Origin of the sequence: Georhizobium profundi, assembly GCF_003952725.1 — a bacterium.
GTDB classification, from domain to species: domain Bacteria; phylum Pseudomonadota; class Alphaproteobacteria; order Rhizobiales; family Rhizobiaceae; genus Georhizobium; species Georhizobium profundi.
Genome location: NZ_CP032509.1, coordinates 900,877 through 924,438 on the forward strand (window position 1 = coordinate 900,877; position 23,562 = coordinate 924,438).

A 23,562-nucleotide genomic window follows, 5' to 3' on the forward strand; every position below is an offset into this window, starting at 1 on the left:
CCCTATCCATCGCTCAGGAATTTCTGCAGCGTCGCTTTCGTGCCGTCCCGCCAGAGTGCCGTCAAATGATCCGCGAATGCCTTGGCGAAGACCGGGTTCGTGCCGACCGTGCCGAAGATGTCCGAAAGCGCCAGAAACTTTGACGGATCGTCGCGGGCATCGAGTGCGGCAGCTTTCAAGCGTTCGTGGCTGGCATCGTTGGGCGGGATGACGCGGCCGCTGTCGGACATTCCGGCGCAGTAACGGCACCAGAGCGCCGAAACGAGCGCAAGGCCATCGACGGACTTGCCCGCTTGCAGCCGGTCGGCGGTCGAAGGCAGGATGAATTTCGGCTGGCGGTTGGAGCCGTCGAGGCAGAGCCGCGCCACGGTGTCGCCGATCTTCGGGTTGGCGAAGCGGCGCTCGATGAGCGCGAAATAGTCCTGCAGGTCCGTATCTGGCACCGGGGGGACGCAGGGAATGATCTCTTCGCGCTCGACCTTTTCAAGGAAGCCTCGCACCAACGGGTCTTCCATCGCCTCATGGACGAAATGGATGTCCAACAAAGCAGCAGGATACGCGATGGTTGCATGCCCGCCATTGAGGATGCGGATCTTCATCAACTCGTAGGGAGCGACATCCTCGACGAAGGTGACACCGACATCCTCGAGTGCAGGACGCCCGGCCGGGAACTTGTCTTCCAGCACCCATTGCTTGAAATCTTCGCAGAAGACCGGCCATGCGTCTTCGATGCCGAACTCACCGGCCAGGATGCCGATCTCGCGGTCTCCCGTCGCCGGCGTGATGCGGTCGACCATGCCGTTCGGGAAGGCGACGTTGGCGCGCACCCACTGGGCGAGTTTCGGGTCGAACTGGTCGGCAAGACCCGCGACGGCGTTTTCGGTCACATGGCCGTTGCCGGGGATGTTGTCGCAGGACATCACGGTGAAGGCCGGGGTGCCGGCCTTTCGCCGTACGGCGAGGCCCGCGAGCATCAGCCCGAACACCGTCTTGGGTGCGGCCGGATTGGCAGCATCGTGGCGCATGTCGGGATGGTCGGGATCGAAGCGGCCGGAGGCGGGATCGATATAATAACCACCCTCGGTGATGGTGAGCGAGACGATGCGGATCGCCGGATCGGCAAGCTTTTCGATGATCGCTGCCGTATCTCCCGGCTGGATGTAGTCGATCATGGCGCCGGTTACGCGCGCGGTCGATTTATCGGCCTCCTGTTCGACTACGGTCGTCAGGTAGTCCTGTTGCCTGAGCTTTTCGCGCAGCGGCTTGTCGGATGGAAGGATGCCTGCGCCGACGATTGCGAAATCCAGATCACGGCCCTGGTTGAAGAGCTCGTCAAGATAGACCGCCTGGTGGGCGCGGTGGAAATTGCCGATGCCGAAATGGAGAATGCCAAGCGACAGCGCGCCGCGGTCATAGGCCGGAAGAGCGGCCTTGCCTTCGAGTTCGGGTAACGTGGCGAGCGATAGTTTGGTCAGCATCATTTTCATTCCTCAAACGCAGCCTTCAAGGGCGCGTCAGCTCATCCAATTGCCGCCATCGACATTGTAGGTTTGTGCAACGACGTATTCGCTTTCGGGACCGGCCAGGAAGATCGCCATGCCGACGAGGTCCTCGGCGGTTCCCATGCGCCCGAAAGGCACTTCCGCGCCCACAAGGCGCTTCTTCTCGCCACGCGGCCGGTTCTCGTATTGCGCAAAGAGCGCATCGACGCCGTCCCAATGCTCGCCATCGACGACGCCTGGGGCGATCGCGTTGACGTTGATGCGGTGGCGGATCAGGTTCAGCCCGGCGGATTGAGTGAGGCTGATAACCGCCGCCTTCGATGCGCAATAGACGGCGACGAGCGCTTCGCCGCGGCGGCCCGCCTGGCTTGCCATGTTGATGATGCGACCGGGACGATCCTGAGCGATCATCGAGCGCGCGGCCGCCTGCATCATGAAGAGCGTGCCGGAGACGTTGATGCGGAAGACGCGGTCGAAGCTTTCGCGCGTGATATCGACGATCGGCGCAAGATCGAAGATCGCTGCATTGTTGACGAGAATGTCGAGGCCGCCGCACCGTGCTTCCACGGCTGAGATCGCCGCGTCGATCGATGCCTGATCGGTCACGTCGAGAGCGACGGCATAGGCTCCGTCACCGATTTCCGCCGCGGTTTTCTCAGCGCGCTCGACATCGATATCGGCGATCGCGACCGTTGCGCCCTCGCGGACATAGGCTTCCGCAAAGGTGCGGCCGATGCCGCGCGCCGACCCAGTGATCAGCGCGGATTTTCCTTCCAGTCGCTTCATTTGATTGCCAGGCCCTGCGCATCGAATTTGTGGATCTTATCGGCCTGCGGCGTGAGGTAGACCGTATCGCCGTGTGCGAGCATCACTTCGCCGCCGGTGCGCACGGTGATCGTCTCGTCATTGGGTCCTGCACCATCGCGGTGGACATGCAGGAACGTGTCGGAGCCAAGATGCTCGGAAACGCCGACCTTGCCCTTCCACAACCCCTCCGTCGTCGAGATGTCGAGATGTTCCGGCCGCACGCCGATGGCGCTCGCGTCGTGGCGCTTGGCTTCGGCGCCCTCGACGAAGTTCATCTTGGGCGACCCGATGAAGCCCGCGACGAAACGGTTTGCGGGGTGCTTGTAGAGATCGAGCGGCGAACCGACCTGCTCGATTCGCCCGGCCTGCAGCACGACGATCTTATCGGCCATGGTCATCGCCTCCACCTGGTCGTGGGTGACGTAGATCATCGTCGTCTTGAGCTGCTGGTGAAGCTCGGAGATTTCGAGCCGCATGTTGACGCGCAGCGCCGCATCGAGGTTCGACAGGGGCTCGTCGAAGAGGAAGGCTTCCGGCTCGCGCACGATCGCACGGCCGATGGCGACGCGCTGGCGCTGGCCACCGGAGAGCTGGCGCGGCTTGCGGTCGAGATAGTCGGTGAGGTTCAGGATGCGCGCCGCATCGCCGACCTTTTTGTCGATCACCGCCTTGTCATTGCCGGCCATCTTCAGCGGAAAGGCGATGTTCTGGCGCACGCTCATATGCGGATAGAGCGCATAGGACTGGAACACCATCGACAGGCGCCGCTTGGCGGGTGCGAGGCCCGTCGCGTCCGTGCCGTCGATCATGATCCTGCCGCTGGAGACGTCCTCCAGCCCGGCGATCAGCCGCAGCAGGGTGGACTTGCCGCAGCCGGACGGGCCGACAAAGACGACGAACTCGCCGTGGTCGATTGCAAGATCGATGTCCTTGATCACATGGGTCGTGCCGAAGGATTTTGAGACCTTGTTGAGCGTGATGTTTCCCATGTCTGTCTTCCCTACTTCACGGCGCCGAAGGTGAGGCCGCGGACGAGCTGCTTTTGCGAGAACCAGCCGAGAATGAGGATCGGTGCGATGGCGAGCGTCGAGGCCGCCGACAGCTTCGCGTAGAAATTGCCCTGTGGGCTCGAATAGGACGCGATGAAGGTCGTCAGCGGCGCGGCGTTCGACGTCGTCAGATTGAGCGTCCAGAACGCCTCGTTCCAGGCGAGGATCACGCTCAAGAGAACGGTGGAGGCAATGCCCGGCACCGACATCGGCGCCAGCACATGGGTGATCTCCTTCGAGAGCGACGCTCCGTCCATGCGCGCGGCTTCGAGGATCTCGCCGGGAATTTCCTTGAAGTAGGTGTAGAGCATCCAGACCATGATCGGCAGGTTGATCAGGAACAGAACGATGATCAGGCCGACGCGGCTGTCGAGCAGGCCCCAGTCGCGGAAGATGAGGTAGATCGGAATCAGCACGCCGACAGCCGGCAGCATCTTGGTGGAGAGCATCCACAAGAGCACGTCCTTGGTGCGCGGTGTCGGCGAGAACGCCATGGCCCAGGCGGCCGGGATGGCGAAGATGAGACCGAGCGCGGTGGAGCCGAGCGCGAGATAGACCGAGTTCCTCATGAAGCGGAAGTAGTTCGAGCGCTCCTGGACCGTGGCGTAGTTCTCCAGTGTCCAGTCGAAGAAGATCCATTTCGGCGGGATGGAGATCGCGTCGAGCTCGGTCTTGAACGAGGTGAGGATCGTCCAGAGGACCGGGAAGAAGATCAGCAGACCGACCGTCCATCCGATGATGGTGAAGGTGATCTTGCGGCGGGTGGACACTGCGCGGGCCATGATCTCAATCCCTTCAAGCGTCGAGGTTCTTGCCGATGATACGGACGAGGAAGAAGGCAACGATGTTGGCGAGGACCACCGCCACGATGCCGCCGGCGGATGCGCCGCCCACATCGAACTGGAGAAGCGCCTGGCTGTAGACGAGATACGGAATATTCGTCGTCTGCAGGCCCGGTCCGCCCGATGTCGTCACGTAGATCTCGGCGAAGATGGAGAGCAGGAAGATCGTCTGGATCAGGATGACGACAGTGATGGCGCGCGCCATGTGCGGCAGCGTGATGTACCAGAAGATCGACAACGCACCGGCGCCGTCCATCTCGGCCGCTTCCTTCTGTGGAGTGGACCCCGCTTCACCGGACAGTCGGCGGTTGGGTTTAGGCACTAAGACGCAGGAACTCGCGTGGTGAGCGGAACCTGAGCCCAGAGTGCGGGTGGACCTCACAGTAGTCGTCGATCCAGTCGGGCAGCAAGGCCAGGATGGTGTCGGCGTCTGGGAGGATGGCGGTCGAGGCGTAGTCTCTTTTCAGTGTTTTGACGAAGGCCTCGGACATGCCGTTACTCTGCGGGCTTCGAACCGGTGTGAAGAGCAGATTGATGCCGAGGGCAGCGGCGACCTGCGCGGTCTGCCTGGCAATATAGGCGCTGCCATTGTCCGAAAGCCATTCCAGTCGGTGCGGGACCTTAAGGGTCTTGAAGCGGCGTTCGACCGCCGCGATCATCAAGTCACAGACCATTTCACCAGAGATGCCGGCATTGACCACGGCTGACCAGGCGATGATCTCCCGGTCGCAGGCATCGATGACGAACACAATGCGGACCACCTCGCCATTGCGGGCACGGATCTCCAGATGATCTGAGCACCAGCGGATGTTGGAGCGCAGTGCAACGACGACACCGTCGTGGGTGCGGGTAGGCCGCAGAGCCGTATGCTTTTGGAGCGTCAGCCCGTTTTGCTGCATGACCCTGAGCACGCGCTTGGCGTTGACCGTGGGCAGGCCATCCCGTCGCCTCTGCCGGTTCAGCAATGCCGTCACCCGGCGATATCCATAGGTTGGCCGCTGGTCGATGATCGGCCGCAGCTCCGCCAGGAGAACGATGTCGTCGGGCTTCCGATAAGACCCGCGTGGCTTGGACGATTTGTTGGTGCGTTCGATCAGATTGGACCGGGAGACGCCGAGTGTTCTGGCGATCGCACTCATTGGGAACCGTCCTCTGGATCGCTCCACGACAGCAACGGCGGCGTCCGTTTTTTTGGGCGAGCGAGTTCAAGGGCTTCCTTGAGGATCTCGGCTTCCATGGTTTTCTTGCCCAGCATGCGCTCAAGTTCGCGCACCCGCTTCTCCAACTCGCGGACCTGGGAAGCGCCGACAACGTCCTCATCCGCGTGAACGGCGGCATGACCACCTTCGAGCATGCGACGCTTCCAGGCGAAGAGCTGGGAGGGGGAAATGCCGGCACGACGTGCCACGTAGGAAACACTCATTCCCGGCTGCATGGCTTCCTCCACCAGCCGAACCTTCTCGGCCACTGACCAGCGCCGGCGGCGCTGCACGGAGGTGACCACTTCGATCCGCTGAAACGGCTCATCAGAACTCTTGGACATAGTCGTACTCATAGGCGAATGCCTATGCCTTATCGGCTATGCCGACTGTCCGGTCAAAATGGGGTGCGCTCCATTCTGCTCTTCCGAAAGCGATTGCAGCGCGGTCAAGAGGATGAGTGTCGCAAAGGGCAGCCATTGCCAGGCAACGATGATGATGATGGCGGTCAGAGGTGCATTGGAGAACCAGTCGATCGCGCCGATACCGATCCAGTTGAGAAATTGACCGATGACCCCGTAGACCGGGTTCATCATCATATTCTTCCAGACGAGTGCCGCCACCGTCGGCATGACGAAGAAGGGCGCGATGACCAAGAGGCGCACGATGTTGACGCCGTAGAACACCTGGTCGAGCAGAAGCGCGAGAAGGATGCCACCGCAGACGGTGATGAAGAGCACGCCGACCACCAATGTCAGCGTGTTGCGCAGTGCGGTGAAGAAGGCGGGATCGGACAGGAAGAAGCGGTAGTTGGTCAGGCCGATGAAGGGCGTGTCGGCGGGATTGAACAGATTGTAGTTGAGCGTCGAGAAATAGAGCGTCAGCGACAGCGGCACGATCATCCAGATCAGCAACGCGATGACGGCGGGTGCCATCATCAGGCGTGCGGCGGATTTCGTCTGCAGGGTTGCCATGGCAAGGCCGTCCTTGGCGGATCGCTATCGATTGCTGCGCGAAGCTTGAGCGTTTCGAGGTGATATGGAAACCGGTTCACCGTTGCGAGACGCGATATGTCGAAAGCCTGCAGGTTGCGGCTGCCGACGAAGATGGATCCCGCCCGACGGAGGATCTGGTCGGGCGGGATCGGGCGGGCTTACTGAATGTAGCCGGCCCGTGTCATTTCGCGCACCGCTGCCTGTTGGGCAGACTGAAGCGCCTGTTCGACCGTCATGCTGCCGGAGACGGCTGCGGCCATCTGCTGGCCAACCGCGGTACCGAGACCCTGGAACTCGGGAATGGCTGCGAACTGCAGGCCGACATAGGGCTTGTCGTCGGTGATCGACGGGTCGGCATTGTTGATCGCGGCAAGCGTCTGCTCGGCGAAGGGCGCCTCGGACGTGTACTGCTCGTTTTCATAGAGCGAGGTGCGCGTGCCGGGCGGAACGTTCGACCAGCCTTCGTTCTCGGCCACCAGTTCGAGATAGGCCTTGGAGGTTGCCCAGGAAATGAAGGTCTCGGCAGCCTCGGCCTTCTGCGAGCCGGCAGGGATCGCGAGCGACCAAGCCCAGAGCCAGTTGGCGCCCTGGTTCGGGCAGTTTTCGACGCCGCAGGGGAACGGCGCGAAGCCGACATTCTCGGCGACCTGGCTTTCGTCAGGGTTGGTCACGAAGGAGGCCGCAACGGTCGCATCCATCCACATGGCGCAACGGCCCTGGTTGAAGAGCGTCAGGTTTTCGTTGAAGCCGTTGGAGGCTGCGCCGGGAGGCCCGTAATTCGTCATCATGTCGACATACTGGGTGACGGCCGTCGTCCAGCCTTCGCTGTCGAACTGCGGCTGCCAGCTGGCATCGAAATAATTGGCGCCGTAAGAGCGGGCCATGGAACCCAGGAAGGCCATGTTCTCGCCCCAGCCCGGCTTGCCACGCAGGCAGATGCCGTAGACATCGTCATTGGCTTCGGAAATCTGGCGTGCGGCGTCAGCGATGAAGTCCCATGTCGGAGCCTCGGGCATCTCGATGCCTGCTGCCTCGAACAGGTCGGTGCGATAGAGCGTCATTGCGCTTTCGGCGTAGAACGGTGCTGCGTAGAGCGTGCCATCCTTGGAAAGCGCTTCGCGGATCGCGGGGATCAGATCGTCGACGTCGTAATCGTCGCCGAGATTATCAAGCGGAAGCAGCCAGTCGTTTTCGGCCCAAATCGGCACTTCGTAGGTGCCGATCGTCATGATGTCGAACTGGCCGCCATTGGTGGCGATATCGGTCGTGACGCGCTGGCGCAGCACGTTTTCTTCCAGCGTCACCCAGTTCAGCTGGATGTCCGGGTGCTGTTCGGTGAAGGCGTCGGTCAGACCCTGCATGCGGATCATGTCGCCGTTGTTCACGGTCGCAATCGTCAGCGTCTCCTGCGCGGACGCGCCAACGCTGGTGCCGGCAAGCATGGCCGCGCAGGCGGCAAGAAGCGAAAACCTGTGTCTCATGAGTTCCTCCCAAATGAGTGTCGCCGGCAAGAGCTTCTTGAGCAATTGCCTATGCTGTGAGCAATTACTCACATGTTGGCGAGCGATGTCAACGCAGATTAGTCGCTGCAGCGCAGCATCTGCAGGAGACGATTGCGGCGATGGCTTAGGCGAGGAGGGCGGTGGCCGTGTCTTCGTCGGTGATCAGGCCGTTGATCAGCCGACCTTTCAGAGCAGCGGCGATGCCGGGCAGCTTGAGCGGTCCCTTGGCGATGCCGACGACGATGCAGGTGTCGCGCGACGGGATGGGCGAACTCGCGACCCGGTCGTTGATGATGCCATCGATCTGGTGCCCTTCGCGGTCGATCGCCCACCCGACGATCTCGGCCACGGCGCCTGCGGCGGTCAATTCTTCGAGCTCGGCCGGGCTGATGAAGCCATCGATGACGAGCGGTGCACCCGGTCCGAGATCGCCGATGCCGACGAAGGTGATGTCCGCCGTTGCCGACAGTTTGAGGGTTGCCTGGATCATCGGCTGCTGGTGCAGCAATTCACGCTCATGCATCGAGGACGCGATGACAGGGAGCGGCATGGGAAACGACCGGCACTTCACCTTGTCGGCCATGGTGAAGACGACGTTGTAGAATGCGGCGGAGCCGTCCGGCGCAATGTTGCCCGTCAGCGACACGACCTTGTGCTGCGGGCAATCCATGCTCGGCAGTTTTTCGATCGCGGCCTTCAGCGTGCGGCCCGTCCCGATGGCGATCGTCACGGGTTCCGGCGCGGACAGGCGTCGCTCCAATTCAGCGGCTGCGGCTTCGGCAACGCCGACCGTGGTGGATTGGGAACCCGGATCGCTCGGCACGACTTCGACCAGCTTCAGGTCGAAGCGCTGCTTCAGCCGCTGTGCAAGTTCGAGACAACTCGCGATCGGATGGTCGATCCGGACCTTGACGAGACCTTCTTTCACGGCAAGCGAAACCAGACGCTGCGCCGATTGCCGCGAAACACCCAGCTTGCGCGCGATGTCGTCCTGCGTGTTGCCGGCGACGTAATAAAGCCAGCCGGCGCGGGCGGCGTCATCCAGTCGCATGGTGGGTGTCGTCATCGGTGCGTGTTCTGCCAATTGCACATGTCTTCTACGTATCTACGCGCGCGGCGGCGCGCAATCGGGAACGGGAGCTTCGGGGCTTACCGGGGGCACCGACAAGTCTGTCACGGAATCATCATCGATATGTCACGGACCTGTAATGGGCACGGTCAATAAGCCTGCAGCACCGCCATTCGACGACCCGCCACGAAGAGGAAAAGCCCATGAAACTGTTCGCCGCAGCACTCGCCCTTTCGGCTGCCTTCATCCTTCCCGCTCAAGCCCAGTTCGCGCTCGACTCTCGTTTCACCGATGCCGATGGCGATCTGATCGCCGACATCCCGACCGACGCTGCCGATCTGGTCGACCCGGACACGCTGATCTTCACCTACACGCCCGTTGAGGATCCGGCCGTCTACGCCGATGTGTGGCAGGGCTTTATGGACCATCTTGCGGAAGCCACGGGCAAGAACGTCGAGTTCTTCCCGGTTCAGTCGAACGCCGCGCAGCTTGAAGCGATGCGTGCGGGCCGCCTGCACATTGCCGGCTTCAACACCGGTGGCAATCCGATTGCCGTTGCCTGCGCCGGCTTCCGTCCCTTCGCCATGATGGCTTCCAATGACGGCTCGTTCGGCTACGAGATGGAAATAATCGTACCGGCCGACAGCGAAGCGCAGGAGATCGAGGATCTGCGCGGCAGCGAGATCGCCTTTACGCAGGAGACGTCGAATTCCGGCTTCAAGGCGCCGTCCGCCATTCTTTCGAGCGAATTCGACATGGTTGCGAACGAAGACTTCACGCCGGTCTTCTCGGGTTCGCACGACACGTCGATCCTGGGCGTTGCCAACGGCGACTACCCGGCTGCCGCCATCGCAAACTCGGTCATGACCCGCATGATCGACCGCGAAGTCGTGTCCCCCGATCAGATCCGCTCGATCTACCAGTCGGCAACCTTCCCGACGACGGGTTACGGCACGGTCTACAATCTGACGCCCGAGCTCCAGCAGCAGATCCGCGACGCGTTCTTCTCGTTCGAGTGGGAAGGCTCCGCGCTTGCCGAAGAGTTCAACGCGTCGGGCGAAGAGCAGTTCATCGAAATCAGCTTCCAGGAAGACTGGGAAGTCATTCGCCAGATCGACGAGGCGACCGGCGTCTCCTATTCCTGCCAGTAAGCTCTGGCTAACACAAAGCGGGGGCGCAGCTTCGTATCTGCGTCCCCGCTTCGCATTGAGGCAGAGGCGAGAGGTCAGGCATGCTTGAGGTGGACAGTCTCGAGAAGCGCTACAAAACGGGCGACATGGCGTTGCGCGGCATTTCTTTCACGGTTGCCAAGGGGCAGGTCGTTGGCCTCATCGGGCCTTCGGGCGCGGGCAAGTCATCACTTATCCGCTGCATCAACCGACTGGTGGAACCGACAGGCGGCGCCATTCGTCTGAACGGGCTCGATCTCACGAAGCTGTCCGGCGGCAATTTGCGCCAAGCGCGCAGGCGCATCGGCATGATCTTCCAGGAATATGCGCTGGTCGAGCGTCTGACCGTCATGGAGAACGTGCTGTCGGGCAGGCTCGGCTATGTCGCCTTCTGGCGCTCCTTCTTCCGGCGCTTTCCGCAGACGGATGTCGACAAGGCCTTCCAGCTTCTGGATCGTGTCGGGCTTCAGGATCACGTGGACAAGCGCGCGGATGCGCTTTCCGGCGGCCAGCGCCAGCGCGTCGGCATTGCGCGTGCGCTCGAGCAGGACCCGGAACTGCTGCTGGTCGACGAGCCGACCGCATCGCTCGATCCGAAGACATCGCGCCAGATCATGCGTCTCATCTGCGAAGTCTGCCGCGAGCGCGACCTTCCGGCGATCATCAACATTCACGATGTGGTGCTGGCCCAGATGTTCGTCGATCGCATCATCGGCCTGCGCGCCGGCGCGGTGGTGTTCGATGGTCCGCCGACGGATCTTACGGACACGGCGCTGACCGAGATTTACGGCGAAGAAGACTGGCATGCGATGCGCAAGACGCGCGAGGAAGATGCGGCTGACGAAAGCGAGACGAAGGCGTTTGAAGCCGAGCGTCTGGCGGAGCTGGTCTAGTGGTCAGCGCAGTTGCACCCGCCGCTTCCCGCCGCTGGCGCCGGCCGCCGGTCTTCATCAAGAGCCGGTTCTGGCGCATTGCCATCTATGGCGGCTTTTTCGCCTATCTCGTGCTGGCGCTCTGGTCGATCGACCTTGACTGGACGCGCATCGTCCAAGGCCTCGACCGCGGCCGCCGCTTCATCGAAGGCTTTCTGACACCGGACTTCACGAGCCGCTGGCGCGACATTCGCCAGGGCATGGTGGAAAGCATCACCATGACGGTGTGTGCAAGCGTTGTCGGCATCCTCATTTCCATCCCGATCGGCATCGGCGCGGCGCGCAACATCGCGCCCTGGCCCGTCCATGCCGTATGCCGCAGCATCATCGCCATTTCTCGCGCGTTTCAGGAAATCATCATCGCGATCCTGTTCGTGGCCATGTTCGGGTTCGGGCCATTCGCCGGTTTTCTGACGCTCTCCTTCGCGACGATCGGATTCATCTCCAAGCTGCTTGCCGACGACATCGAGGAAGTCGATGAGGCGCAAGCCGAAGCCATCCGCGCCACCGGGGCCGGTTGGTGGCAGATCGTCAACTACGCGATCCAGCCGCAGGTCATGCCGCGACTGATCGGGCTTTCGCTCTACCGCGTCGACATCAATTTCCGTGAAAGTTCGGTCATCGGCATCGTCGGTGCAGGCGGCATCGGTGCCACGCTCAACACCTCGATGGAGCGATACGATTACGATACGGCGGGCGCGATCCTGATCCTGATCATCATCTTCGTCATGTTGGCCGAATACGGCTCAAGCCACATCCGCAAGAGGGTGCAGTGATGCCGATTGGATCGAACGCCGCCGATAACACCTGGTCGAAGCACACCCGTCGGGGCGAATGGATGATCTGGGGCGGCTGGTTCGCACTCGCGGTCGTCTTCGTCCTGTCCTGGCAGGTGATGAACGAGCGGACGATCTGGGCGTTCGTCGAGGATGCTCCGCGCCAAGGCGCCGACCTTCTCTCGCGCTCCTGGCCGCCGCGCTGGGATTATCTCGGAAATCTTTGGCAGCCGCTTTGGGACACATTGAACATGGCGACGCTCGGCACGCTGCTGGGTACGGCCATGGCCGTGCCGTTGGCGTTCATGGCGGCGCGCAATACCTCGCCGAGCCTGCTCTTCTTGCGGCCGGTCGCGCTGTTCATCATTGTCGCTTCGCGCTCGATCAATTCGTTGATCTGGGCGTTGCTGCTCGTCGCGATCATCGGTCCGGGCATTCTCGCCGGAATCATCGCCATCGCGCTTCGATCCATCGGATTTGTGGGCAAGCTGCTTTACGAGTCGATCGAGGAAATCGACGAGACGCAGGTGGAGGCCGTTCGTGCGACAGGAGCGGGCCAGCTGCAGCTGATCGATTATGCGATCGTGCCGCAGGTGCTTCCCGCATTCGTCGGCATGACGATTTTCCGCTGGGACATCAACATCCGTGAATCCACAATCCTCGGGCTGGTGGGTGCCAGCGGCATCGGGCTGCAACTCCAGGGGTCGCTCAACACGCTCGCCTGGTCCCAGGTCTCGGTGATCTTCGCTGTCATTCTTCTGACGGTGATCGTCGCGGAATGGGTGTCGTCCAAGGTTCGCCGCGCCATCATCTGATCGCCGATTTATCAGCGCGCATTTACAAGCAATCGCTCAATCAGGAGTCGTGAAGATTCCTGTTGCTGATCAATCCGGATCAATATAGCGTTTCATCGTGGGGTGGAGCGACGCGATGCCGATGACGGCGATGCATGTGGATGCGGGCATGACGACCGCTGACAGTGAAGATGAGATCGATCGCCACAGTGCGGTCGTCTCGGACAGTGCCGCGCTGGTGCAATTGCGTGCCTATATTCAAAACGCTGGGTTTCAGCGGGGGCAGAAGCTTCCGCCGGAGCGGGTGCTCGGGCCCGAGCTTGGCTTGCGGCGCTTCGAGCTGCGCAAGGCGATGGAGACGCTTGTCGACGAGGGCGTGCTCTGGCGCCATGTGGGCAAAGGCACCTTCATGGCCCGCCCGACCGATCAATCCGACCAAAATGATCTCACGGCTCTGGCGCGCACCATCAGTCCGGTCGATGTCATGCGCGCGCGCCTCAGCCTTGAGCCGGCGCTTGCGCGCGAAGCCGCAATCCACGCCCCGGCGTCGGCGATTGCGACGCTCAGGCTGACCATGGAACGCAGCCATCTTGCAGGCACCTGGCGGGAATATGAGGCGCTCGACAACGATTTCCACCGCCAGATCGCCGAGGCGAGCGGTTCGGTCGTGCTTCTCGCGCTGTTCGATCAGCTGAACACGCTTCGGCGCATGGTCGCCTGGGGCAATCTCGCCCGCACCGGCGCGCGGCCGCCGCGCAGCCATTCGAGCTTCAACGAGCATGACATGATTACCGACGCCATCGAGGCGCGCGATGCGGACGCTGCCCACAATGCCATGCGGACGCATCTGCGTTCGGTCGAAGATCGATTGTTCCGCGCATCATGAGCACGCTTCCCAAGATCACGGTTGCCTGTTTCGACCACGACCGGGTGATGCCGGTGATGGACGGCCGCGTGCCGGTAGAAGGCTTCGAGATCGAGCCGCATGTGCTGCCGACGTCGAAATTGTTTCCGCTTGCGGTGCAGGAAGCACGGTTCGACGTGACCGAACTGTCGCTGTCGAGCCAAATTCTGCAGGTGGCGCGGGGCGAGGGGGCATATGTCGCCATCCCGGCGTTTATATCGCGGGCTTTCCGCCATAACGGCTTTTTCCGGCGCACCGATAGCGGCGTCGAGACCCCGGCGGACCTCAAGGGTCGCCGCGTCGGTGTTCCGGAATACCAGATGACCGCTGCGCTCTGGATGCGCGGCATCCTCAAGGACCAATACGGCGTCGAGGCAACCGATATCGAATGGCGCACGGGCGCGCTCGATGCCGGTGTGCGGCACGAGCGGCTGCAACTGACGCCGCCACCGAACCTCAAGATCACGCCGATCAGCGAGGGCGAGACGCTGCAGTCGCTGCTGCTGGACGGCCAAATCGACGCGCTGCTTGCGCCCAATCCCCGAAGGCTTTCGCCGAGGGCGATCCAAGGATCGAGCGCATCTTCTCCGATTTCGAACGGGTCGAGCAGGACTATTTCGCCGAAACCGGGTTCTTCCCAATCATGCACGTCGTGGCGGTGCGGCGCACGCTTGCGGAAAAGCATCCGGAGCTGCCGATGGCGCTTTACGAGGCATTCTCGACGGCACGAGACGAAGCGTTGCGCCGTCTCGAAGACATCTGGCTCGGCTCGGCCAATCGTCTGAGCCTGCCATGGCTCAATGCATCGATGGAGCGTCTGCGCGCGACGATGGGCCGGGATTACTATCCTTATGGCTATCGCGGAGCGGAACGCGAAGTCGAGGCCATGTGCCGCTATTCGGTCGAGCAATATCTCGCGCCGCGCCGTGTTTCGGCGTCCGAATTGTTTCATTCGTCACTCATCGAAACCTGAAAGGAGGGCCATTCGAAAGCAGCCGGAGCCCGATCAGACGGAAGACATCAATCATTATCTTGGGAGGAGACCAATAATGAGCTTTTTCAAACTTAGTGCTTCACTGGCGCTGTGCGCCACGCTTGCCGGCACCCCGGCCGCTTTTGCGCAAGAGGAGATCCGCGCGCCGGAAGGCCCGATCGAATTCACCGTCGGCGCCGGTGCGGGCGGATCGCCCGACATCATCATGCGCACCATCGCCCAGATCATGAACGAGGAAGGGATCGTCGAGAACCCGATCGTCATCCAGAACCGCTCGGGCGGCGGGCATTCGAACGCATATAACCACGTGCTCGGTCTGCCGGGCAACGAGACGACGCTGCTGACGCTGGCTTCACCGGTCTTCACCACGCCGATCGTCCAGGGCACCGATTCCGTCATCGATCAGATCACGCCGATTGCCGGCTTCGTGCAGTCGGAACTCGTGCTGCTAACCACGCCTGACAGCCCCTACAACTCGCTGCAGGATTTTGTCGCGGCTGCTACGGAACAGCCGGGTCGCGTGCGCATCGCTGGTGGCGCCTCGGGCGGCAACGACCATGTCGCAACGGGTCTGATCGAAAAGGCGGCGGGGATCACGCTCACCTATATTCCTCACGAAAGCGGCTCTGCTGCACGTGCGACATTCCTCGGCGGCAACGTCGAAGGCCATTTCGCAACGCTCGCGGAAGGTCTCGAGGCGATCAATGCCGGCCAGGCGAAGGCGCTTGCGATCCTGTCTGCGGAACGCCGCACGGAAGAAGGCTATGCCGACGTGCCGACCGCGACCGAGCAGGGCGTCGATGTCGTCTATACCCAGTTCTGGGGTGTCGGCGGACCGCCGGATCTCGATCCTGCCGTTGCCGCATGGTGGGCCGACAAGTTCGAGCAGGCAACGCAGACGGCACGCTGGCAGGAAAGCCTCGAAGCCAACATGCAGCTCGGCGAATTCTACGGTCTCGACGAGGCCGGTGAGTATTTCGCACGGGAGCAGGAAACCTTCCGCACTGTTCTGACCCAGGTCGGTTTGGCTGCGCAGTGATGCGCCCCAGACCCAGTGAGGGCATATCATGAGCCAACCACTCGCCCCTCTGGCGGCATCTCCGGAAACGGAGGTGCCTGCCTCACCTGTCTACAGGATTTCGGCGCTCGACTACGTGCCGGCAATTGCGATGATTGCCTTGTCGATCGCAATTTTCGCCGGAACTGCGGGTCTCAAGTACTGGGATAATGTCACGCCCGGCGCTCGCTTCCTGCCGATCTGGCTGTCTGCGGCGGGCGGTCTTCTCGGGCTCCTGCTCTTCATCTCGCTTTGGCGAGGCGGGGACGGTGGGGTTCTCGATCTGCCTGATCGCGTCGGGTTGCGGCGCGCGGTTCTGGCGCTCTCCGCCATGGCGATCTTTGTCGTTGCGGCGCCGGTGATCGGCATGGTTCCGGTCGCCGGGATCTTCATGCTGTTCATGCTGCTTGCCGTTCTCGGCCAGCGCCTCGTTCCGAGCCTCATCACGACGGCCATCGTCGTCTTCGGCCTGAAATTCATTTTCGCTTACGGGCTTTCGGTTCCGCTTCCGGCACCGCTCGGCTTTTGACGCGACCATCTGGCGGGACAAGCCATGATCGATCTTCTGCTTCAGGGATTTGCGGTTGCGTTCCAGCCGAGCAATCTCGCTTTCATCTTTCTGGGTGTCCTGCTCGGGCAAGTCATCGGCGCGCTACCGGGCGTGGGGCCTGCCGCCGGCATGGCGCTTCTCTTGCCGCTGACCTTCGGCCTGGAGCCCGCAACGGCGATCATGATGCTCGCCGGCATCATGTATGGCGGCCAGTATGGGGGCACGCTCACCTCGGTGCTGATCAACGTGCCCGGCGAAGCATCGGGCGTCATGACGGCGGTCGACGGCCACCAGATGGCCCGCAAAGGGCGCGGCGGGGCTGCGCTCAGCGTTGCGGCCATCGGCTCGTTCATCGCTGGCATCGGCGCGGTTGCGGCGGTTGCCTTCATCACCCCGGCGCTGTCGGGCTTCGCGCTTCGGTTCAACGCACCGGAATACTTTCTGCTTGCCGCACTCGGCATCATCGCGACGGCAAGCCTTGGCGCCACTCCCATCCGCTCGCTAATGGCCGGCGTGCTCGGTCTGATGATCGCACTTGTCGGGACCGATCCGCTCGCCGGTACGCCGCGGCTTACATTCGGGCAGCCGGCGCTTTACGAGGGCATCGACTTCATTCCCGTCGCCATCGGTGTCTTCGGCATCGCCGAAGTGCTCGCCTCGTTGGAACGCGCCCATGGCATGCACCCGATCCGTACGCGGCTGAAGGACATGTGGCTGACATCGGCGGAGTGGACGCAAAGTCGGATGGCGATTGTGCGCGGCGGCTTCATCGGCCTCTTCGTCGGCATCATGCCGGGCGCCGGCGCCTCCATCGCCTCGCTGCTTGCCTATCTCACCGAGCGCCGCTTCAGCCGCAATCCGGAGATGTTCGGCAAGGGAGCGATCGATGGCGTGGCAGCTGCAGAAGCTGCGAACAACTCCGCCTCGCACGGCGCGATGATCCCGATGCTGTCGCTTGCCATTCCGGGCAATGCGAGCACGGCCGTGCTTCTTGCCGCGCTGATCCTGCATGGCGTGCGGCCGGGGCCTATGTTGATGACGCAGGAGGCAACGCTCGTCTGGGGGCTCATCGCCAGCATGTTCATCGGTAACGTCATGCTGCTGATCATGAACCTGCCGATGGCACCGCTTTTCGCTTCGCTGCTGCGCATCCCCTATGTCTATCTCGCACCGGGCATCCTCGTGATCTCGCTCGTCGGTGCCTATGCCGCGACGCTCGATTTCGGCACGGTGTGGATGTGCATCTTTTTCGGCCTGCTCGGCTGGCTGATGATGAAGTTCGACATTCCGCGGCCGCCGCTGGTTCTTGCGCTGGTGCTTGCTCCGCTTTTGGAAACGTCGCTCAGGCAGTCGCTGCTGCTCTCCTTCGGCAGCCCGATGATTTTCGTCGAACGGCCGATCTCGGCGGTGCTTCTGGTCGTCGTTGCTTTCGCACTGATCCTGCCGGTCTGGAGCGCGGTGAAGCGCAGGCGCAACCGCATCGCCTGACCAACGGTGCTCGATGAAACAAAACGGGGGCCAGTGGCCCCCGTTGTCGTTTAAGGCTCTCGGCTCAACCCTTGTGGTGGCTTTCCTGCAGTCCGTAGACCGGGGTGGGAATGCCTTCCATCCGCGCCTTCAGCTGAAGCGACAGGAACTGCGAGTAATGGCGCGACTGGTGCAGATTTCCGCCATGGAACCAGAGCGCTTCCTGCTGCGTCGGCTTCCACATGTTGCGCTGCTCGCCTTCCCACGGGCCCGGGTCCTTTGGCGTTCCAGAGCCGAGGCCCCAGCACTTGCCCACCTTGTCGGCGGTCTCCTGGTCGATGAGATCGGCGACCCAGCCATTCATCGAGCCGTAGCCGGTGGCGTAGACGATCACGTCGGCCGGTATCTCCTGGCCGTTGTCGAGCTTCACACCGGTCTCGGTGATCTCCTCTACCTGGCCAGCGACGAGCTTGATCTTGCCGTCGATGATCAGCTGCGAGGCGCCGATGTCGATGTAGTAGCCCGAGCCGCGGCGCAGATACTTCATGAAGAGACCTGAATCGTCGGCGCCGAAATCGAGTCGGAAGCCGGCCTTTTCCAGATCCTCGTAGAACTTCGCATCGACCTCGCGGATCTTGTCGTAAACCGGCTTCTGGAATTCGTGCATGATGGCATAGGGCAGAGAGGCGAAGATGAGATCGGCCTTCGCCGTCGTCATGCCGCCTTGAACCGCGCGCTCGGAATAAAGATCGCCAAGGCCGATTTCCATCAGGCTGTCGGATTTCACGATATGGGTCGTGGAACGCTGGATCATCGTGACATCAACGCCGGCTTCATAGAGCGCAGCGCAGATGTCGTGCGCCGAGTTGTTAGAGCCGATGACGGCTACCTTCTTGCCCTTGTAGCTGTCCGGTCCCGGGTGCTGCGAGGAATGGTGCTGCTCGCCCTTGAAGCGATCCCGACCCTTGAAGTTCGGGATGTTTGCCTTGCCCGACATGCCGGTCGCGAAGACCAGCTGCTTCGGCTTCAGCGTGATCTCCTTGCCGTCGCGCTCGACGACGACCGTCCATTCCTTGGTCGTTTCGTCGTATTTCGCCGATTTGGCCGTGGTGCTGGTCCAGTAATTCAGCTCCATGACCTTGGTGTACATTTCCAGCCAGTCGCCGATCTTGTCCTTCGGCGAGAAGACTGGCCAATTCTTCGGGAAGTCGAGATAAGGCAGGTGGTCGTACCAGACCGGATCGTGCAGGCAGAGCGACTTGTAGCGCTTGCGCCACGAGTCCCCGGCACGTTCGTTCTTCTCGATGATGATCGTGGAAACGCCCAATTGGCGCAGCCGAGCACCGAGCGCAATACCGCCCTGGCCGCCGCCGATGATGACGACATAGGGCTGCTTCTCGTAGCCGAGCGTGCGCAGTTCTTCCTCGCGTTCCTCGATCCAGTTCTTGGTGCCGACATCCTGGCCGTGCTTTGCGCCGAGCGGGCGGGTGAAACCGGATTTCTCCTCGTGGCCCTTGAGCTCGACCATCGTCGTCAAGAGCGTCCATATCTGGCCGTTCTTCACCCGGATCAGGCCATAGCCGCGAGCGACGTCCGTTTCGAAGGAAATCCAGCTTTCCATCAGGCCGTCACTGTCGGTGGCGTCCTCGCCCTCGGCGATCTGCCAGTTCGTCGGCTTTACCTCGGCAAGCCGCGCTTGCAGCATGTCCTTGACCTGGGCGCGACCTTCCATGGTCTTGATGTTCCAGGTGAAGGCCACGAGATCGCGCCAGTAGCACTGGTCGGCGAACATGCCGACCGCCTCGTCGATCTGGCCGGCCTCGATCGCCCTGCCGAACTTGTCCAGAAAAGCCTGCATGCGCGTGCTGGGTGTCTTGTCGAGCATTTCTCTCTCCCTCTGCTCTCAAGTGTATCGGACGGCTCCTCCGCCGCCCGGATGGATCGATCGTCCTAGCGTGACAGGTCGATCATGATCTTCAGGTGCCGGCCGGCCGGGTCGAGCAGTTGATCGAACCCTTCCGCAACGGCCTCCGATAGGCTGATGAATTTGGTGACGATCTTCTTGGCCGGTATCTGACCGCTGGCAATCAGGCGGGCGACGCGCGGCCAACAATGCGTCGGGTATGCCCAGGAGCCTCGAATATCGATGTCCTTGAAGGTGACGTCGAACCAGTTGAGCGGGTTCTCGCCGGGATGCAGCCCCGTCTGAACGACCACACCCTGTTTGCGGACCGCATCTGCGCAGGCCTTCAGAGCGTGTTCGTTGCCCACGCATTCGATCGCGACATCGCAGCCGACGCCGCCTTCGGTATGGGCGCGAACGACATCGCCGACCGACTGTCCTTTCGGGTTGATCGTGATGAGGTCCGGGATGGTCTGGCGGGCCATGTCCAGCCGTGTGTCGTTGACGTCGGAAACGAAGAGCTGGGTGGCACCGGCGGCCCGTGCAGCCATCAGGGTCAGCATGCCGATGGGTCCTGCGCCCGTGACGAGCACGCTTGCCCCGGCGGTGACGCCGGCACGGTCGCAGGCATAGACCGCCACTGCGGTCGGCTCGATCAGGGCTGCCTCCTCATCCGACAGATCGTCCGGGATGGGCTGGACATTGTAGTCGTACAGCAGTGCGGCCTCGGCCATTCCGCCCGAATTCCAGGAAAGGCCGGCCAAAGCGAGCTGGCTGCTCAGGTGAAACAGCCCACGCTCGGCATAATAATCGCCGACGCGGGGCATAATCAGCGGCTGGACCGACACCCGGTCGCCAGGCTTCACATGGCGCACATCGGACCCGACGGCCTTCACGATGCCGCCGAACTCGTGCCCGAGCACCTGCGGGCCACTTGCCTTGGTAAAGGGGTGAGGTTCCTTCGGAATGAAGATCGGGCCGTAGGCATATTCATGCAGATCGGTCCCGCAAATGCCGCAGAACCTGTTCTCGATGATCACCTGATCAGGGGCCGGATCGGACGGCAATGGAACGTCCTCGATCCGAAGATCCTTCGCGGCGTGGAAACGAAGTGCTTGCATGGTTCTTCTCCCGGACGCTCAGACCAGCACCATGCCGCCGTCCACGACGAGCGACTGGCCGGTCATGTAATCGGAGGCAGAGGATGCGAGGAAACGGCTGACGCCGACCAGATCGTCGGAATGAGACGGCCGGCCCAGCAGAATGCCGGAGGAAAAATTTTCGAATGCCTCGTTATCCCTGCTGGTCAGGCCTTCATCCTTGAAGCCCTTGTCGATCAGTTTCCACATGTCGGTGGCGACCACGCCGGGACAGATCGCATTGACGCAGATTCCGTCGCCGCCAAATGCGCGGGCGGCCGCCTGCGTCAAGGCGACAACGGCAAACTTGCTTGCGCAGTAATGGGCGAGGGGCTCGTAGCCCTGCTTGCCGGCAATGGAGGCGGTGTTGACGATCTTGCCGCCGCCGCCTTGGCTCTTCATCTGGCGAACGGCTTCCTGCATGCCGATCAGCACACCGAGGCCGTTGACGTCCATGACCTTGTGCCAATCGTCTTCGGTGATATCGAGAAACGGCTTCACCTGCGCGATGCCGGCATTGTTGAACATGACGTCGAGCCGGCCGTATTTTTCGACCGTTGCGGCAATCATCGCGCGCACGCTCTCCCGGCTTGTCACATCGACCTCAAGCGCAACGGCCTTGCCGCCTGCGCCATTGATGCCGTCCGCGACCTTGCCGGCGAGATCGTGCTGGATATCCGCTACGACCACGCGAGCGCCGGCATCCGCCAGACCACGCACCATGGCCTCGCCAATGCCGCGGCCGGATCCGGTGACGATGATGGAACGGTCTTTCAGGCTGTCCTGCATGTCTTTCCTCCTCATTTGCTCCCGAAGAGGTGGTGAGCAAGCACCATGCCAAGAGGCACACATCGCTGGATCGCCCACGAAACGGTGCCTTCGCTGCTTTCAGCGACACGCACGCGTGAGCCGATGCAACAGGGAAGCTGCAACAGGTGTTGCAGCTGTTGCACTCAGCGGTTCAAACGACGGTGGATCGTGGAGCGGTTGACACCGAGCTTGCGGGCGAGGGCGGAAATGTTGTTGTCGCAGGCCTGCAGCGCGGCGCGCAGTGCATCAGCGTCGGATGTCTCTGCTGAATGTGGCAGTCGATCCGGCTGCAGATCGTCGGGAAGGCAGTCCGGCCCGATCAAGCCGCCATCGGAAAGCGCGGCGGCGACCTTCAGCGTGTTGGTGAGTTCGCGCAGGTTTCCAGGCCAGTCATGGCGGCGAAGGGCGTCGAGGGTCGCCGGCTGGAGACGGTAGGTCTCGGCATTGTCGCGGCCGATGCGCACGAGAATCTGATCCACGAGGGCCGCGAAATCCTGGCGCTCCTTCAAGGGTGGCAGCCGCAGCGTCGCCGCGTTGATGCGGTAGAAGAGGTCGGCGCGGAAGCGGCCCGCATCGATCAACGACTGCAGCGGCTGGTGGGAGGCGGACACGAGCTTGAAGCGCACCGGGCGTGGCTTGAGGGCGCCGACTGGCACCACTTCGCCCTCCGAAAGCACACGCAGGAACCGGCTCTGCAGCGCAAGCGGCATGTCGCCGATCTCGTCGAGGAAGAGTGTGCCGCCGCTTGCGGCTTCGATCAGGCCGGTCTTGCCTTTCGGGGCAGCGCCGGTGAATGCGCCCGGCGCATAGCCGAAGAGCTCGGATTCGATCAGGTGTTCGGGGATGGCCGCGCAGTTTACCGCAACGAACGGGCCGCCATCGCTGCGGCTGTCATGGAGTGCACGTGCGAGATATTCCTTGCCGGTGCCGGTCTCGCCCTGGATCAGGATGGCGATGTCTCGACCGGCAAGCTTGGCGGCCTTTGCCTGCACCGCTTCCATGGTGGGATCGCCCAACGAGAGGTCGCGCAACGCGCGCGGTACCGGTTCTTGTGCTTTCGAGAGTATCCCGCCCGCTTGGCGCGAGGTGACGACGGGCGCAAGCGAGCTTGCGAAGAACACAGCACCGTCATGGGCGCGCAGCATGCGCTCGCCACCCGTCTTGCCGCGCATGAAGCGGGGCAGATCATCGATCTCCATCTCGAAGAAGCTGTCGATCTTTTCGCCGATCAGGTCGCTCGCCGAAAAGCCGGTGAGCTTCATGGTGCGCGCGAGTGCGTTGAAACCGCCATGGGTCAGTCCCGTCACGCGGCCAGCGCCGTCAAGCGCGATGGCCGCATCGGGATCGACATCGAGGAAATCCGGCGAGCGGGAGAGGCGCAAAACCCAGTCGTTGCGCGTGCGGGCCATGAGGTTGGCGAACTCGATGCGCCGGGCCGTGGCCGCAACGAGATGCAGCGCAAGCTGCTGGCTCGCTTTTGCCGTGGGTGAGCGCAGTTGCGAGATATCGAGCACGGCCGTCAGGTCGCCCAGCGTGTCGAAGATCGGCGCTGCGGTGCAGGTGAGGCCGATGTGGCTCGTGTCGAAATGGTCGTCCTGGTGGATGATCACCGGTTCGCCGGAGACGATGCAGGCCCCAACCGCGCAGGTGCCGGCCCGGCTTTCCGACCATTCCGAACCCAGATAAAGCCCGGCCTTGCGCAGTTGATTGTCGAAGGTCGGGTCGCCCATGAAATCGACGGTGACGCCGCGCGCATCGGACAGGAGAAGCACATAGTGCTGCTCCGCGATCTGGTTGAACAATGTTTCGAGTCCCGAGCGGCCGATGCGGATCAGTTCTTCCGCCTGCTCGCGGTGTTCCTTCAGCGTCGTTTCGGGAACGATGTAGGCTTCCTGGGCGCTTGCGGGATCGAGCTGGTAATCGTGGACGCAGCGCAGCCATGACTGGACGACCGGCGTATCGCGGCCGCTCGCCTGGCCGCCAAGAGCCACGCGCTCAATCTCCTTGATGTGCGACAGCGTCGACACCATGGCCTATCCTCCCGGCCGGGATGCTGGCACAGCGCGGCGCACGCGACAAGCACACTAACGGATAGTTGATGC

At 62.3% G+C, this 23,562-nt stretch carries 21 protein-coding genes and 2 pseudogenes; 10 read left to right on the plus strand and 13 right to left on the minus strand.

The genetic code is table 11. From position 1 onward, the window contains the following. Positions 1-2: 2 nt before the first annotated feature. The 9 genes and pseudogenes from D5400_RS04250 to D5400_RS04290 form a co-directional block, all read right to left on the minus strand. Positions 3-1,478: a mannitol dehydrogenase family protein gene (locus D5400_RS04250; RefSeq protein ID WP_126012715.1), complete on the minus strand. Its 1,476-nt coding sequence runs from the start codon at positions 1,476-1,478 to the stop codon at positions 3-5. Between the two features lie 36 nt (positions 1,479-1,514). Beyond that, the gene (locus tag D5400_RS04255; RefSeq protein WP_126007983.1) at positions 1,515-2,288 is read right to left on the minus strand and encodes an L-iditol 2-dehydrogenase; all 774 of its coding nucleotides are present in this window, start codon (positions 2,286-2,288) and stop codon (positions 1,515-1,517) included. Next, positions 2,285-3,298: an ABC transporter ATP-binding protein gene (locus D5400_RS04260; RefSeq protein ID WP_126007985.1), complete on the minus strand. Its 1,014-nt coding sequence runs from the start codon at positions 3,296-3,298 to the stop codon at positions 2,285-2,287. Before D5400_RS04260 ends, D5400_RS04255 begins: the two co-directional genes overlap by 4 nt. An 11-nt stretch (positions 3,299-3,309) precedes the next feature. After that, the gene (locus D5400_RS04265; RefSeq protein WP_126007988.1) at positions 3,310-4,140 is read right to left on the minus strand and encodes a carbohydrate ABC transporter permease; all 831 of its coding nucleotides are present in this window, start codon (positions 4,138-4,140) and stop codon (positions 3,310-3,312) included. A 13-nt stretch (positions 4,141-4,153) separates the two neighbouring features. Further along, a pseudogene (locus D5400_RS04270) lies at positions 4,154-4,474 on the minus strand (carbohydrate ABC transporter permease); the annotation flags it as partial. Between the two features lie 40 nt (positions 4,475-4,514). Beyond that, positions 4,515-5,743 (minus strand): IS3 family transposase gene (locus tag D5400_RS04275; protein ID WP_245451425.1). Its coding sequence is split into 2 segments (ribosomal slippage): positions 4,515-5,395 and positions 5,395-5,743, totalling 1,230 coding nucleotides; the frame shifts between segments, so codons are not numbered across the junction. 57 nt (positions 5,744-5,800) lie between these two features. Beyond that, positions 5,801-6,373: pseudogene (locus D5400_RS04280) on the minus strand (carbohydrate ABC transporter permease); the annotation flags it as partial. Positions 6,374-6,552: 179 nt separating this feature from the next. Further along, a complete protein-coding gene (locus D5400_RS04285) occupies positions 6,553-7,875 on the minus strand; it encodes an ABC transporter substrate-binding protein (RefSeq protein WP_126007990.1) in 1,323 nt (440 codons plus the stop codon). Positions 7,876-8,020: 145 nt separating this feature from the next. Next, complete coding sequence (locus D5400_RS04290) at positions 8,021-8,962, minus strand: sugar-binding transcriptional regulator (protein WP_126007993.1); 942 nt, start codon at positions 8,960-8,962, stop codon at positions 8,021-8,023. 206 nt (positions 8,963-9,168) lie between these two features. Between D5400_RS04290 and phnD the strand changes: the two genes are divergently transcribed. The 10 genes from phnD (at position 9,169) to D5400_RS04335 (ending at position 17,629) form a co-directional block, all read left to right on the plus strand. Then, the gene (gene phnD, locus D5400_RS04295) at positions 9,169-10,116 is read left to right on the plus strand and encodes a phosphate/phosphite/phosphonate ABC transporter substrate-binding protein (protein WP_126007995.1); all 948 of its coding nucleotides are present in this window, start codon (positions 9,169-9,171) and stop codon (positions 10,114-10,116) included. 80 nt (positions 10,117-10,196) lie between these two features. Beyond that, positions 10,197-11,027: a phosphonate ABC transporter ATP-binding protein gene (gene phnC / locus D5400_RS04300; RefSeq protein WP_126007997.1), complete on the plus strand. Its 831-nt coding sequence runs from the start codon at positions 10,197-10,199 to the stop codon at positions 11,025-11,027. Continuing rightward, positions 11,027-11,842, plus strand: coding sequence for a phosphonate ABC transporter, permease protein PhnE (phnE, locus tag D5400_RS04305; protein WP_126008000.1), 816 nt, complete (start codon positions 11,027-11,029; stop codon positions 11,840-11,842). The genes phnC and phnE (D5400_RS04305) overlap by 1 nt, the downstream gene beginning before the upstream one ends. Continuing rightward, complete coding sequence (phnE, locus tag D5400_RS04310) at positions 11,842-12,657, plus strand: phosphonate ABC transporter, permease protein PhnE (RefSeq protein ID WP_126008002.1); 816 nt, start codon at positions 11,842-11,844, stop codon at positions 12,655-12,657. Before phnE (D5400_RS04305) ends, phnE (D5400_RS04310) begins: the two co-directional genes overlap by 1 nt. Before the next feature lie 115 nt (positions 12,658-12,772). After that, positions 12,773-13,522: a FadR/GntR family transcriptional regulator gene (locus D5400_RS04315; RefSeq protein WP_245451426.1), complete on the plus strand. Its 750-nt coding sequence runs from the start codon at positions 12,773-12,775 to the stop codon at positions 13,520-13,522. Beyond that, positions 13,519-14,325, plus strand: coding sequence for an ABC transporter substrate-binding protein (locus D5400_RS04320; protein WP_245451427.1), 807 nt, complete (start codon positions 13,519-13,521; stop codon positions 14,323-14,325). The genes D5400_RS04315 and D5400_RS04320 overlap by 4 nt, the downstream gene beginning before the upstream one ends. Next, positions 14,280-14,513 (plus strand): hypothetical protein, encoded by a 234-nt coding sequence (locus tag D5400_RS21470; RefSeq protein WP_245451428.1) that lies wholly within the window; start codon positions 14,280-14,282, stop codon positions 14,511-14,513. Before D5400_RS04320 ends, D5400_RS21470 begins: the two co-directional genes overlap by 46 nt. A gap of 76 nt (positions 14,514-14,589) precedes the next feature. Continuing rightward, a complete protein-coding gene (locus D5400_RS04325; protein WP_245451429.1) occupies positions 14,590-15,573 on the plus strand; it encodes a Bug family tripartite tricarboxylate transporter substrate binding protein in 984 nt (327 codons plus the stop codon). Positions 15,574-15,601: 28 nt separating this feature from the next. Next, positions 15,602-16,120 carry a tripartite tricarboxylate transporter TctB family protein gene (locus D5400_RS04330; RefSeq protein ID WP_126008004.1) on the plus strand — a complete coding sequence of 173 codons (519 nt, stop codon included), beginning with the start codon at positions 15,602-15,604 and terminating at the stop codon, positions 16,118-16,120. 24 nt (positions 16,121-16,144) lie between these two features. Next, positions 16,145-17,629 (plus strand): tripartite tricarboxylate transporter permease, encoded by a 1,485-nt coding sequence (locus D5400_RS04335; RefSeq protein ID WP_126008006.1) that lies wholly within the window; start codon positions 16,145-16,147, stop codon positions 17,627-17,629. Between the two features lie 64 nt (positions 17,630-17,693). Here the strand turns inward: D5400_RS04335 and D5400_RS04340 are convergent, their stop codons facing one another. The 4 genes from D5400_RS04340 to D5400_RS04355 all read right to left on the minus strand — a co-directional run bounded on the left by D5400_RS04340 (position 17,694) and on the right by D5400_RS04355 (position 23,490). Further along, positions 17,694-19,493, minus strand: a complete 1,800-nt coding sequence (locus D5400_RS04340) for an NAD(P)/FAD-dependent oxidoreductase (protein WP_126008009.1) — start codon at positions 19,491-19,493, stop codon at positions 17,694-17,696. Between the two features lie 65 nt (positions 19,494-19,558). After that, positions 19,559-20,632, minus strand: a complete 1,074-nt coding sequence (locus D5400_RS04345) for a 2,3-butanediol dehydrogenase (protein ID WP_126008011.1) — start codon at positions 20,630-20,632, stop codon at positions 19,559-19,561. A gap of 18 nt (positions 20,633-20,650) precedes the next feature. Continuing rightward, positions 20,651-21,439: a glucose 1-dehydrogenase gene (locus tag D5400_RS04350; protein WP_126008013.1), complete on the minus strand. Its 789-nt coding sequence runs from the start codon at positions 21,437-21,439 to the stop codon at positions 20,651-20,653. A 164-nt stretch (positions 21,440-21,603) separates the two neighbouring features. Beyond that, positions 21,604-23,490, minus strand: coding sequence for a sigma-54-dependent Fis family transcriptional regulator (locus D5400_RS04355; protein WP_126008015.1), 1,887 nt, complete (start codon positions 23,488-23,490; stop codon positions 21,604-21,606). Positions 23,491-23,562: the final 72 nt, after the last annotated feature.